Annotated in this window: 12 protein-coding genes; 8 read left to right on the top strand and 4 right to left on the bottom strand. The window is 68.6% G+C overall.

The annotated features are described in order from the left end of the window. The 6 genes from urtB to OZ671_RS16245 all read left to right on the top strand — a co-directional run. A partial coding sequence (urtB, locus tag OZ671_RS16270) for an urea ABC transporter permease subunit UrtB (protein ID WP_268861714.1) occupies nt 1-1,169 on the top strand: 1,169 nt, incomplete at its 5' end. Next, nucleotides 1,169-2,308 (top strand): urea ABC transporter permease subunit UrtC, encoded by a 1,140-nt coding sequence (gene urtC / locus OZ671_RS16265; RefSeq protein ID WP_268861713.1) that lies wholly within the window; start codon nt 1,169-1,171, stop codon nt 2,306-2,308. The genes urtB and urtC, both read left to right, overlap by 1 nt. 9 nt (nt 2,309-2,317) lie before the next feature. Next, a complete protein-coding gene (urtD, locus tag OZ671_RS16260) occupies nt 2,318-3,127 on the top strand; it encodes an urea ABC transporter ATP-binding protein UrtD (RefSeq protein ID WP_268861712.1) in 810 nt (269 codons plus the stop codon). Between the two features lie 57 nt (nt 3,128-3,184). Next, entirely contained in the window at nt 3,185-3,880 is a 696-nt protein-coding gene (urtE, locus tag OZ671_RS16255) for an urea ABC transporter ATP-binding subunit UrtE (RefSeq protein ID WP_268861711.1), read from the top strand. 146 nt (nt 3,881-4,026) lie between these two features. Next, nucleotides 4,027-5,628 carry a gamma-glutamyltransferase family protein gene (locus tag OZ671_RS16250; RefSeq protein ID WP_268861710.1) on the top strand — a complete coding sequence of 534 codons (1,602 nt, stop codon included), beginning with the start codon at nt 4,027-4,029 and terminating at the stop codon, nt 5,626-5,628. A gap of 86 nt (nt 5,629-5,714) precedes the next feature. Next, a complete protein-coding gene (locus tag OZ671_RS16245) occupies nt 5,715-8,528 on the top strand; it encodes a [protein-PII] uridylyltransferase (RefSeq protein ID WP_268861709.1) in 2,814 nt (937 codons plus the stop codon). A 92-nt stretch (nt 8,529-8,620) separates the two neighbouring features. On the opposite strand, the gene OZ671_RS16240 is transcribed toward OZ671_RS16245, so the two are convergent. The 3 genes from OZ671_RS16240 to OZ671_RS16230 form a co-directional block, all read right to left on the bottom strand. Beyond that, nucleotides 8,621-8,968 carry a type II toxin-antitoxin system PemK/MazF family toxin gene (locus OZ671_RS16240; protein ID WP_268861708.1) on the bottom strand — a complete coding sequence of 116 codons (348 nt, stop codon included), beginning with the start codon at nt 8,966-8,968 and terminating at the stop codon, nt 8,621-8,623. Continuing rightward, the gene (locus OZ671_RS16235; RefSeq protein WP_268861707.1) at nt 8,955-9,176 is read right to left on the bottom strand and encodes an AbrB/MazE/SpoVT family DNA-binding domain-containing protein; all 222 of its coding nucleotides are present in this window, start codon (nt 9,174-9,176) and stop codon (nt 8,955-8,957) included. The genes OZ671_RS16240 and OZ671_RS16235 overlap by 14 nt, the downstream gene beginning before the upstream one ends. A 127-nt stretch (nt 9,177-9,303) precedes the next feature. Next, nucleotides 9,304-9,561, bottom strand: coding sequence for a hypothetical protein (locus tag OZ671_RS16230; RefSeq protein ID WP_268861706.1), 258 nt, complete (start codon nt 9,559-9,561; stop codon nt 9,304-9,306). A 211-nt stretch (nt 9,562-9,772) separates the two neighbouring features. Here OZ671_RS16230 and OZ671_RS16225 point away from each other — a divergent pair, with 211 nt between their 5' ends. Then, the gene (locus OZ671_RS16225) at nt 9,773-11,998 is read left to right on the top strand and encodes a transglycosylase domain-containing protein (RefSeq protein WP_268861705.1); all 2,226 of its coding nucleotides are present in this window, start codon (nt 9,773-9,775) and stop codon (nt 11,996-11,998) included. A 194-nt stretch (nt 11,999-12,192) separates the two neighbouring features. Continuing rightward, entirely contained in the window at nt 12,193-12,558 is a 366-nt protein-coding gene (locus OZ671_RS16220; protein WP_268861704.1) for a hypothetical protein, read from the top strand. A 12-nt stretch (nt 12,559-12,570) separates the two neighbouring features. On the opposite strand, the gene maiA is transcribed toward OZ671_RS16220, so the two are convergent. After that, nucleotides 12,571-13,215 (bottom strand): maleylacetoacetate isomerase, encoded by a 645-nt coding sequence (gene maiA, locus OZ671_RS16215; protein WP_268861703.1) that lies wholly within the window; start codon nt 13,213-13,215, stop codon nt 12,571-12,573. Nucleotides 13,216-13,244 lie beyond the last annotated feature (29 nt).

Genomic DNA, 13,244 nt, shown 5'->3' with positions numbered 1-13,244 from the left:
GCGACGCCGGCGCCCTCGCCGGCCTCACCACCGCGCTGGCGAGGGAGAGCGACCCGCGCGTCAGGCGCATGATGGAAGAGGCGCGCGCGGCCATCCTCGTCACCGATCCCCGTGCCGGCGATGCCGAGCGGATCGAAGCGATCGCGACGGTCGGCCGGCGCGGCGACGCCCAGGCGCTGGCCGTGCTCGGCGCGCTCGGGCCCGACACGACGCCGCTGGTCCGCCAGGCCGCCGATGACGCCGCCGGCACCGTGCGCCGCTCGCTCGCGCTCTGGGAGGCGGTCCAGAACGTCTGGTACGGGCTCTCGCTCGGCTCGGTGCTGCTGCTCGCGGCCATCGGCCTTGCCATCACCTTCGGCGTGATGGGCGTGATCAACATGGCCCATGGCGAAATGGTCATGCTCGGCGCCTACACGACCTTCGTCGTGCAGCAGGCGCTGCGCGCCGTGGCCCCGGGCCTCATCGACCTGTCGCTGTTCGTGGCACTGCCGCTCGCCTTCCTGGTCGCGGGCGCTGTCGGGGTGGCCATCGAGCGCCTGATCATCCGCCATCTCTACGGCCGGCCGCTGGAAACCCTGCTGGCCACCTTCGGCGTCAGCCTCATCCTGCAGCAGGCGGTGCGCTCGTGGTTCGGGGCGACCAACCGCGAAGTCGTCACGCCGTCCTGGATGTCGGGGTCCTTCGAGATCGGCAACCTCGCCATCACGGCCAATCGGCTTGCCATCATTCTGTTCGCGGCGCTGGTCTTCGCCGCGCTGCTCGTCATCCTCAAGCGCACGCCGTTCGGCCTCCAGACCCGGGCGGTGACGCAGAACCGGCGCATGGCCGGCGCCATGGGCATCCGCACGAACTGGGTCGACGCCTTCACCTTCGGCCTCGGCTCCGGCATTGCCGGACTTGCCGGCGTGGCGCTCAGCCAGATCGACAACGTCAGCCCCAATCTCGGCCAGGGCTACATCATCGACAGCTTCATGGTCGTGGTCTTCGGCGGGGTCGGCAATCTCTGGGGCACGCTGGTGGCCGCCCTCACCCTCGGCATCGCCAACAAGTTCCTCGAACCCTATGCCGGCGCGGTGCTGGCCAAGATCCTGCTGCTCGTCTTCATCATCCTGTTCATCCAGAAACGTCCGCGGGGCCTGTTCGCCCTCAAGGGACGGGTGGTCGAATAATGTTCAGCCGTTTCCTGTTCCAGACCATCGACCGAACCGGCTGGATCTTTCTCGGCCTCGTTGCGCTCGCGGCCGTGCTGATCCCGATCCTCAATCTCGCCGTGCCGCCGGATTCGGCCTTCCACGTGTCGAACACGGCGATGGCTCTCTGGGGCAAATACCTGACCTATGCCCTGCTCGCCGTCGCGGTCGATCTCGTCTGGGGTTATTGCGGCATCCTGTCGCTCGGCCACGCCGCCTTCTTCGCCCTCGGCGGCTACGCCATGGGCATGTATCTCATGCGCCAGATCGGCCCGCGCGGCGTCTATGCCCATCCGGTCCTGCCCGACTTCATGGTGTTCCTCAACTGGAAGGAGCTGCCGCTGACCTGGTGGGGCTTCTCGTCCTTCCCCTATGCCCTGCTGATGGTGGTGCTGGTGCCGGGCCTCCTTGCCTTGGTATTCGGCTGGTTCGCCTTCCGCTCGCGGGTGACCGGCGTCTATCTGTCGATCATCACGCAGGCGCTGACCTATGCCCTGCTGCTCGCCTTCTTCCGCAACGACATGGGGTTCGGCGGCAATAACGGCCTGACCGATTTCAAGGACATCCTCGGCTTCAACATCCAGGCCCAGCCGACGCGGGCCGTGCTGTTCGCGCTTTCCGCCCTGGCGCTGATGGCGGGCTATCTCGTCGCCCGCGCCATCGTGACCTCGAAGGCCGGCAAGATCCTGGTGGCGATCCGCGACGCGGAGGCACGGACACGCTTCCTCGGCTACCGGGTGGAGCACTTCAAGCTGTTCGTCTGGACCGTCTCGGCGGTCATGGCCGGCATTGCCGGGGCGCTCTATGTGCCGCAGGTCGGCATCATCAACCCGTCTGAATTCCATCCGGCCAATTCGATCGAGACGATCATCTGGGTGGCGGTCGGCGGCCGCAGCACGCTCGTCGGCGCGGCCCTCGGCGCCGGCCTCGTCAATTTCGCCAAGAGCTGGTTCACCGGCGCCTTCCCGGAAGCCTGGCTGTTCGCGCTCGGCGCCCTGTTCGTCGTCGTCACGCTGTGGCTGCCGAAAGGCGTGCTCGGCACCTTCACCGCCTGGTCGGCGGCGCGGCGCGCGGGACGCGAGGCGCCCGCCGGGACCGCGGCCCAGCCGGCGCAATAGGAGCGGACCATGCTCGCCGATCTCATCGAAGCCGACATCGCGGCCGCGCCGGTCAAGGCGCTGACCCGGCCGCAGGTCGTCACCCAGTCGCTGCTCTATGTCGACGGCGTCAGCGTCACCTTCGACGGGTTCCGCGCGCTCAACAGCCTGAGCTTCGTCATCGCGCCCGGCGAGATGCGCGCGATCATCGGCCCGAACGGCGCCGGCAAGACCACCATGATGGACGTCATCACCGGCAAGACCAAGCCCGACACGGGCGACGTCATCTTCGCCGGCGACACCGACCTCACGCAGCTCGACGAGACCGCCATCGCCAATCTCGGCATCGGCCGGAAATTCCAGAAGCCGACCGTATTCGAGAGCCAGACCGTGGCGGACAATCTGCTCATGGCGGTCAAGGCGACCCGCACGGTGTTTGGCACGCTGTTCGCGCGCCGGTCGGCCGGCATCGCCGCCCGGATCGACGAGATCCTCGACATCGTCAGGCTGGGCGACCACAGGAATCGGCTGGCCGCCGAGCTCTCGCACGGCCAGAAACAGTGGCTCGAAATCGGCATGCTGCTCGGCCAGGATCCGAAGCTCCTGCTGATCGACGAGCCGGCCGCCGGCATGACCGACGCCGAGACCGCGGCGACCGCCGACCTCCTGAAGGACATTGCCAGAAGCCATTCCGTGGTGGTGGTCGAGCACGACATGGGCTTCATCCGCGAGCTCGGCGTCAAGGTCACCTGCCTGCACGAGGGATCCGTCCTCGCCGAAGGTGCGCTCGACCAGGTGAGCGCGGACGAGCGGGTCATCGAGGTCTATCTCGGGCGGTGACAGGCAAGCCCTGTGTGGCAACGGCCGCGCGGCGGATGACGAGGAGGAGTTCAGACCATGCTCGAGGTCAGTCATGTCGACCTGCATTACGGCGCCGCCCAGGCGCTGCGCGACGTGTCGCTGACGGTACGCCCGGGCGCGGTGACCTGCGTGCTCGGCCGCAACGGCGTCGGCAAGAGCTCGCTGCTGCGCGCCATTGTCGGTCATCAGCCGGTCTCGGCGGGCGAGATCCTGTGGGAAGGCCGCGACATCACGCGCATGCCGCCTTTCGAACGCGCCCGGCGCGGCATCGCCTACGTGCCCCAGGGGCGCGAGATCTTCCCGCTCCTGACCGTGAAGGAAAACCTGCAGACCGGCTTCGCGCCGCTGAAGCGCGGCGACCGCAGCATTCCCGACGACATCTTCGCGCTGTTCCCCGTGCTCGGCGACATGCTGGGGCGGCGCGGCGGCGACCTGTCGGGCGGCCAGCAGCAGCAGCTCGCCATCGGCCGGGCCCTGGTGACGCGGCCACGGCTCATCGTGCTCGATGAACCGACCGAAGGCATTCAGCCCTCGATCATCAAGGATATCGGCCGCGCCATCGGCTATCTCAGGCAGAAAGGCGACATCGCCATCCTGCTGGTCGAGCAATATCTCGATTTCGCCGAAGAGCTGGGCGATGATTTCGCCGTCATGGAGCGTGGCCGTATCGTTCTGGCCGGTGCGAAAGCGGAGGTGACGCGCGAGGAGCTCGGCCGGTCGATGGCGCTTTGACGCGCCGGTCGCGCCTTGGCAATGACGTGCGCCTCGGCAAGACTGCGTAGCCGCCCCTGCGCAACTAGCCTCGCCGCGCCCCGCAGGCTAGGACAGGTGGTGGACCGGCGCGCCGGTCCGGCTGAGCATTCGAGGGATCGTTCCTGATGGCACAAGGCCCCTTCTCGCGCGGCGTGATCGCGGCCCCCCACACCACGGCAGCCGAAGCCGGCCGCCAGATCTTCGCCGAAGGCGGCAATGCGATCGAGGCAATGATCGCGGCGGCCGCCGCCATTGCCGCCGTCTATCCGCACATGACCCATGTCGGCGGCGACGGCTTCTGGCTGATCCACGAGCCGGGCGGCAAGGTGCGCGGCATCGAGGCCGCCGGCTTTGCCGGCGAGCGCGCGACCATCCGCGCCTATCGGGACCGTGGCTACGACGAAATGCCGACGCGCGGGCCGCTCGCCGCCCTCACCGTGCCGGGTGCGATCGGCGGCTGGCGCATGGCCAACGCCATGGCCAAGGCCGCGGGCGGACGGTTGCCGCGCAGCGTGCTGCTCGAGCCGGCCATGCGGGCCGCCCGCGAGGGCTATGCCGTCACCCGCTCACAGGCGCGGCTGACCGTCGACAAGCTCTACGAACTGAAGGACTGCCCCGGCTTCGCCGACCTGTTCCTCGTCGACGGCAAGGCGCCGGCCGAAGGCACGGTGCTGAAGCAGCCGCAGCTCGCCGCTTCGCTGGACCATATGGCGCGCACCGGTTTCGAGGACGTCTATCGCGGCGACATCGCGCGCGAGCTCGCCAAGGACCTCGAACTGATCGGTTCGCCGGTGACCCGCGCCGATCTTCAGGCCTATTACGCGATCGAACGCACGCCGCTGAGCCTCGACCATTCCCTTGGCGAGGTATTCAACATGCCGCCGCCGACCCAGGGGCTCGCCTCGCTGATGATCCTCGGCATCGTCGACCGGCTGGAGGCCATGTACGGGCCGGTCACGCCGGAGACGCCCGGCTTCGTCCACCGCCTCGTCGAGGCGACCAAGCGGGCCTTCATCGTCCGCGACAGCTTCGTCACCGATTTCGATCACTTGGCCGGCGACCCTCAGGCCTATCTCGCCGAGACCGCCCTGCAGCGCGAGGCGACGGCCGTGAACATGCGCGAGGCCCTCGCCTGGCCGCAGCGCGCGGCCGCCGGCGACACCATCTGGATGGGCGCGGCCGACGCTGACGGCCGCGTCGTCTCCTATATCCAGTCGATCTATTGGGAGTTCGGTTCAGGCTGCATCTCGCCCTCCACCGGCTTCCTGATGCAGAACCGCGGCGCGAGCTTCGCCCTGGATCCGAAGGCGCTCAACCCGCTGGAGCCCGGGCGCCGGCCGTTCCACACACTCAACCCCGCCCTGGCGCGGCTGAAGGACGGCCGCGTGTTCGGCTACGGCACGATGGGCGGCGAGGGCCAGCCGCAGACGCAGGCCATGGTGTTCGAGCGCCATGTCCGCCACGGCGTGCCGCTCGCGGAGGCGCTCGACCGGCCGCGCTGGCTGCTCGGCCGCACCTGGGGCTCGACGGTGACCGGCCTGCGCTTCGAGAACCGCTTCGACGAGAGCCTCGTCAGGGAGCTGCAGCGGATCGGCCACGCCGCCGATTTCATCGGCGAGAGCTATTCCGACACGATGGGCCATGCCGGCGGCGTGACCTGGTTCCCCGACCAGAGCCTCGACGGTGCGCATGATCCGCGCGCGGACGGCGGCGCGAGCGGCCTCTAGCGCCCCGAAAACCTTGGCGGCACCTCGGGCCCGTGCGAAGTTCGCGCGGGACGCCCCTTCCTCAGACGCGATCTTCACGAGCAGCGATGGACCAGACGAGCATCGAAGCCAGCCCGCGCCGCCGCGCCGCCGATCACGGCCCGCTCGTCGATCCCAAAGCGATCGCCCGCGATCTCGACGCCGTGCGCGTCCATGCCGGCAATTCGCGCGAGGCGCGTGCGGAGGTGGTGCAGATCCTCAAGCGCCGGCTCGGCGAAGCGCGCAGGACCGCCGAGCAGAGACTGATCGCCGATGCCGACGGGCGCGCCTGCGCCGAGGCGCTGTCCGGCTTCCAGGACGATATCATTCGCCTGGCCTATGACTGGATCGTCTCGCGCCTCTATCCCTCCGACAATCCGTCCTCCGGCGAGCGGATGACGGTGGTCGCCACCGGCGGCTATGGCCGCGGCATGCTGGCCCCCGGCTCCGACATCGACCTTCTGTTCCTGCTGCCCTACAAGCAGACCGCCTGGGGCGAGAGCGTCGCCGAGGCGATCCTCTACTGCCTCTGGGACATGGGCCTGAAGGTCGGCCACGCGACGCGTTCGGTCGACGAATGCATCCGCCAGGCGCGGGCCGACCAGACCATCCGTACGGCGCTGCTCGAGGCGCGCCACATTCTCGGCGACAAGGGCCTGTTCAAGGAGCTGGAACAGCGGTTCGACGCCGAGGTGGTACGCGGCACCGTGCCACAATTCGTCGCTGCCAAACTCGCCGAACGCGACGAGCGCCATCGCAAGACCGGCCAGTCGCGCTATCTCGTCGAGCCCAACGTCAAGGACGGCAAGGGCGGCCTGCGCGACCTGCACACGCTGTTCTGGATCGCCCGCTACGCCTACCGGGTGAAGACCGACGAGGAGCTCGCCAAGAAGGGCGTGTTCGACCGGCGCGAGATGCAGATCTTCCGCCGCTGCGAGAAGTTCCTCTGGACGGTGCGCTGTCACCTGCACTTCCTGACCGGCCGGGCGGAGGAGCGGCTGTCCTTCGACCTGCAGCGCGAGCTGGCACCGCGCCTCGGCTATCGCGGCCATTCGGGCCTGCGCGACGTCGAACGCTTCATGAAGCACTATTTCCTCATCGCCAAGGATGTCGGCGACCTCACCGCCATCCTGTGCGCGGAGCTCGAGGAGCGGCACGAGAAACCGGCGCCGGTGCTCGACCGGTTCATGGCCAAGCTCCGGCCGAAATCGCTGCGCGGCTTGAAGGAAAGCCCTGACTTCCAGATCGACCACGACCGGATCACGGTGTCCGACAACGAGGCCTTCGCCCGCGATCCGGTCAACCTGATCCGCATCTTCGCGCTGGCCGACCGCTACAATCTGGCGCTGCATCCCGACGCGATGCGGCTGCTCACGCGGTCGCTGAAGCTGATCGACGACAAGCTGCGCCACGATCCGACCGCCAACCAGCTGTTCATTTCCATCCTGACCTCGTCGAACAGCGCCGAGGTGGTGCTGCGGCGCATGAACGAGGCCGGCCTGCTGGGCCGCTTCGTCCCGGATTTCGGCCGGGTCGTGGCGATGATGCAGTTCAACATGTACCACCACTACACGGTGGACGAGCATCTGCTGCGCTGCATCGGCACGCTGCAGCAGATCGAGCGCGGCGGCGACCCCAATCTCGGCCTCGCCGCCGACCTGATCCGGACGATCCAGCCGCGCAACCGCGACCTGCTCTACATCACGCTGTTCCTGCACGACATTTCCAAGGGCAGGCCGGAGGACCATTCGATCGCCGGCGCCAAGGTCGCCCGCCGGCTCGGGCCGCGCTTCGGGCTGACCAAGGCCGAGACCGAAACGGTCGCCTGGCTGGTCGAGAACCACCTGGTCATGTCGACCATCGCCCAGTCGCGCGACCTGAGCGACCGCAAGACCATCGAGACCTTCGCCGGCGTCGTGCAGTCGCTGGAACGCATGAAGATGCTGCTGATCCTGACCACGGCCGACATCCTGGCGGTCGGGCCGGGCGTCTGGAACGGCTGGAAGAGCCAGCTCCTGCGCACGCTCTATTACGAGACCGAGCCGGTGGTGACCGGTGGCTTCTCGGAGGTCAACCGGACGCGCCGCGTCGAGATCGCGCAGGAGGAGTTCCGCCAGGCCGTGCCCACCGCCCTGCCGGAACTCTCAGGCCCGGCCATGGAGAGCTATATCGGCCGGCACTATGCGGCCTACTGGCTGAAGGTCGATCTCGCCACCAAGATCGAGCATGCGCGCTTCCTGCTCGGCGCCGAGGCGGCCGGCCAGTCGCTGGCGACCCGGGTCGACCTGATCGCCGGCCAGGGCGTGACGCATCTCACCGTGCTCGCCCCCGACCACCCGCGGCTCCTGTCGATCATTGCCGGCGCCTGCGCGGCGGCGGGCGCCAACATCATCGGCGCACAGATCTACACGACCACCGACGGCCTGGCGCTCGACACCATCTCGATCACCCGCGGGTTCGACCGTGACGAGGACGAGGAGCGGCGTGCCAAGCGCATCGCCGACGGCATCGAAAAGGCCCTGCGCGGCGAGATCAAGGTGGGCGAGGCGATCGCCGCCGCCCACCGCAAGTCGCCGGCGCGGCATCGCTCGCGCACCTTCCGCATCGCGCCGGAGGTGGCGATCAACAACACCTGGTCGAACCGCTACACGGTGATCGAGGTGTCCGGGCTCGACCGGCCCGGCCTCCTGCACGACCTGACCGCGGCGCTGTCGCGCCACAGCCTGAATATCGGCTCGGCCTATGTCGCGACCTTCGGCGAGAAGGCCGTGGACGTGTTCTATGTGACCGACCTGATGGGCGCCAAGATCCAGACCGCGCAGCGCCAGGCGGCCATCCGCAAGGTGCTGACCAACGTGCTGGAGGACGACGGCGGGCGGTGACGGGCACCGGCCGACCCGTCGCCATCACCCAGATGCCCGGCACGGCGACATCCGCACCGGACACTGCCATGGGCATACTGGACCGGCTACCGTCAAAGATCGGCATATGCGCGGATCCGCTCGCCAACCAGCGCGATCAGATCCGGCGCTATGCTGCCCAGCTTTTCGGCGTGCGCCGCCTCGATCGTCGCGATCTTAACGGGACGGACGACGCTCGGCGCAGGCAGGCCGGCCTCTCGATAATGCGCCCCCAGCGGTACATCACCCGCCCATGGCCGGTTTTCGGCGGACGTTATCATCGCGACCCACAACAACGCTCCGTTTTCACCGATCCGGCCCGCACTCACGACGAGCGCTGGTCGGTGTTGCCTGACGGGCCGATCGGTGTAGGGGAACGGCACTCTGACGATGTCGCCTCGCTCGAAATCAGAGGTCGGCATAGGCCTTCCTGTCGGCCTCGCCGTCCCATTCGGAAAAGACGCCGAAAGGATCCTCGGCGGGCGGCCCAACCGCCGACACCTTGCGGATCGTCACCTTGTCTCCTTCGATGGAATAGGCGATTTCATCGCCTTCCCGCAGGCGCAATGCCGCGCGGATCGCTTGCGGGATTGTCGTCTGCGCCTTGCTGGTCAGCTTGCTCGTAATCATCGACCGCAACGCTCCGTAAGGAATATCCTTACATTAGGTGCCAGACGCTCGTTCCGCAATCCCGGAACACACCCGCTCCATGCCACCGAAACCGGTCACCGTCGCCTTTCGAACGCGGATCCGCCGCTCAATCGAGATAGACGATGTCGATCGTCTCGCCTTCCGCCGCGCGGCGCCGCGCTTCGAGCTCGGCCTCGATCGCCTCCAGCCGGTCGTGCAGGCGCACCGCGTCGGCGGCGGGGGCGGAGCCGCCGGCATCGGTTTCCAGCAGCACGCGCAGGGTGCGGACCCGGGCGAGCAGCGCCATCGACAGCGCTTCCGCGATGATGGTCTGGCAGGCGGGATCGCCGGCGTCGGGCGGGTTGCCGGCGGGGCTTGGCGACATCAGCGGAACTCCGGAACAAGGCCTTGTAGCCGGCTTCGCCTTGCTCGTTTCCTGTCAAAGCCTCCGGAAGCCGGTAAATGTCCATTTACCTTGACCAAGAATGAAACAGTGACGCGAGATCGCCTTAACGCCCCCTTCATTGCGCCCCGATTATTGCGAACAAGCGGGAAAGGATTGAGGCCCGGAAGGGCCGGGTGGTGACACGGCAGGCATGGCACGAGGACGAGGCGGCAGAGAACGGATCGAACCGAGCTTCGGGACCGCGCGCGGCGGCATGGACCTGCGCGCCATGCCCGAGGACCGGCCGGTCGTGGCCGTCGCGGCGCCGGAAAAACCGCCGAAGGCAGCCAAGCCCCGCATTGAACCCGACGACCAGGAGGCCGAGCCGCGCGACATGCCACGCAAGCAGCCGAAACGCAGGGCGGGAAGGGCAGCGGCGGCCAAGGAGCCGGCGCCGAAACGCCGCCGCCGCCGCGGCATTTTCGGCCGGCTGGTGGTCTGGGGACTGACCGCCGCGGTCTGGGGCCTGATCGTCTGCGCCGGCGTCGTCGCCTGGTATGCCGCGCGCCTGCCGCCGACCCATACGCTGGAAGTGCCGCCGCGCCCGCCCAACATCGCCATCGTCGCCGCCGACGGCTCGGAACTTGCCAATCGCGGCGATACGGGTGGCGCGGCCGTGCAGCTGAAAAGCCTGCCGCGCCATGTGCCGCAGGCGCTGATCGCCATCGAGGACCGGCGCTTCTATTCGCATTTCGGCCTCGACGTCATCGGCCTTTTGCGCGCGGTGGTCACCAACGTCACCAATCGCGGCGTCTCCCAAGGCGGCTCGACGCTGACCCAGCAGCTCGCCAAGAACCTGTTTCTGACACCCGACCGGACCATGGGGCGCAAGATCCAGGAGGCGGTGCTCTCGCTCTGGCTGGAAGCCAACTATTCCAAGGACCAGATCCTCGAGCTCTATCTCAACCGCGTCTATTTCGGCGCCGGCGCCTATGGCATCGAGGCCGCCGCCCGCCGCTACTACGACAAGCCCGCGACCGCGCTGACCCTGCAGGAGGCCGCGACCATTGCCGGCCTCGTCAAGGCGCCCTCGCGCCTGGCGCCGACGCGCAACCCCGAGGCCGCCGCGGCGCGCGCCCAGCTGGTGCTCTCGGCCATGGCCGACCAGGGCTTCATCACCAGCGCCCAGGCGCGCACGGCCATCGCCCATCCGGCACAGGCGAGCCGCACGGCCGCCAGCGGCTCGATCAACTACGTCGCCGACTGGGTCATGGATCTGCTCGACGACTATGTCGGCAAAGTGGAGACCGACCTCATCATCGAGACGACCATTGCCGCGCCGCTCCAGCAGGCCGCCGAAAGCGCCCTGAACGACGTGCTCGGCCGCAGCGGCGCCCGCTACGACGTGCGGCAGGGCGCAGTCGTCGTGCTCGACACCGATGGCGCGGTGCGCGCCCTGGTCGGCGGCCGCGACTATGCGCAGAGCCAATTCAACCGCGCGGTGACGGCGCGGCGTCAGCCGGGCTCCTCGTTCAAGGCCTTCGTCTTCCTGAGCGCGCTGGAGCGCGGCATGACGCCGGATACGGTGCGCGTCGACGCGCCGGTGGCGATCCAGGGCTGGCGACCGGAAAACTACACCCGCGACTATCGCGGCGAGGTGACGCTGCAGACGGCGCTCGCCTCCTCGCTCAACACGGTGGCGGTGCGCCTGACCAGCGAGGTCGGCCCGCGCACGGTGGTCAGGACCGCGCAGCGTCTGGGCATCGGCTCGCCGCTGCAGGCCAATCCGTCGATCGCCCTCGGCACGTCGGAAGTGACGGTGCTGGAGATGACGGGGGCCTATGTGCCTTTCGCCAACGGCGGCAACGGCGTCATCCCGCATGTCATCAACCGCATCCGCACCACCAATGGCCGGGTGCTCTACCGGCGCACGCCGGTCAATCCGGGCCGGGTCGTCGAGCCGCAATATGTGGCGATGATGAACGCCATGATGCACGAGACCACCGTTACCGGCTCGGCCCGATCGCTGCGCCTGCCCGGCTGGACCGCCGCCGGCAAGACCGGCACGAGCCAGGATTTCCGCGACGCCTGGTTCCTCGGTTATACCGGCCGCTATGTCGCGGGCGTCTGGCTCGGCAATGACGACGGCCAGCCGACCAAGCGCCTGTCCGGCGGCACGCTGCCGGTCGAGATCTGGAACCGCGTCATGGCCGAGGCCCATCGCGGCCAGCCGCCGGTGGACCTGCCGGGCAACTGGCGCGCCTATGGGGCTCCCTCGCGCGCCGTGCCTGGCGAGGTTCTCGACCAGCCGATGGTGATGAACCAACCGGGCCAGGCGCCGCGCCGCGTCGCGGGCCGGCCGAGCGAACCCGAGGACCGCGGCGACGTGATCCGGCCGCCGCCGGGCGGCGGCCTGTTCGAGCGCTTCTTCCGCTAGGCTCCTTCACCGTTTCGCGGCAACAGGGAAAGACCCAGTTTCCCGTTTGACGGGGTTTCGTGACGCGAACGCTGCCGGCTCTTCGCCCGAAGAACGCCGTCGGCGCATGGGCCGCAAAGGCAGCCCGAGCCTTGCATCGCCCGACCGGCACCCTACATCGCGTGTGCCGGCACTGCCTGCGAGGAAGATTCGCCATGCGCAAGTTCATCTGGTGGGGCACGGGAATCGCGGTCGCCTTGTGGTCGATCGTCGCCTATGTCGCCTATGCACTGGTCGACCTGTTCGGGTCGAGCGCGGCCGGCTACGGCAGCGTGCCCGGCTTCACGCCCGACACCTATTCCTTCGGCTGGTTCGCCGAGGCGCTGCACAGCCTCGGCCTGTCGGTGGTACTGCTGGTCTGGCTGGTCGGCACGCTCGGCATCCTGGCCGGCGCCGGCATCGGCCATGCCATGACCCGCCGCCGCCAGGACAGCCTGCCCGGCAGGCGGAGCTGGGGCTCGACCATTCCGTCGGGACCGCCGGGCCGGCCCGGCTGGCGCGATCCGCGCGCCCAGCGCTGAGGCGCCACAGCCTCATTCGGCGTCGGGCTGCGCCCCCGGGCTCGCCTTGGCAAAGGCATCGAGCGCCATGCAGGCCTCGTTCACCGCCAGAAGTTTCGGAAAATCGTCGAGCGGCACGTTGAAGCGGCGGGCGTTGAAGACCTGCGGCACGATGCAGAGGTCGGCGACGGTCACCGCCGCGCCGAAGGAATAGGGCCCCGGCGCGATCATCTGCTCGAGCGCGGCGAAGCCGTCGCGGATGAAATGGCCGTACCATTTGGCGATCGCCTCGGGCGGCTGGCCCATGACGTCGCGCAGATAGCCCGTCGTGCCCGGATTGTTCAGGGGATGGATGTCGCAGGCGACCAGCAGTGCCGCGGCGCGGGCGCGGGCGCGCAGCACCGGATCGGCCGGCAGCAGCGGCGGCTCCGGCCTGATCTCGTCGAGATATTCGATGATCGCGAGCGACTGGGTGAGGACCGCCTCGCTCCCGGCATGGTCCACGACAAGGCTCGGCAGACGGCCCTGGGGATTGACCGCCCGATAGGCCGGCTTCTTCTGCTCGCCGCCATCGCGGACAAGATGGACCGGAACGGCCTCGTAGCTCAGTCCCTTGAGGTTGAGCGCGATGCGGACGCGGAAGGCCGCCGAGGAACGGAAATAGGTGTAGAGCTTCATGGCCGGACTCCCCTGCCGAAATGCCGTTT

Source organism: Phreatobacter sp. AB_2022a, assembly GCF_026847585.1.
Taxonomy (GTDB): Bacteria; Pseudomonadota; Alphaproteobacteria; order Rhizobiales; family Phreatobacteraceae; genus Phreatobacter.
Note: the sequence above shows the minus strand (reverse complement) of the source record. Positions and strands in the feature narration are given on the sequence as shown.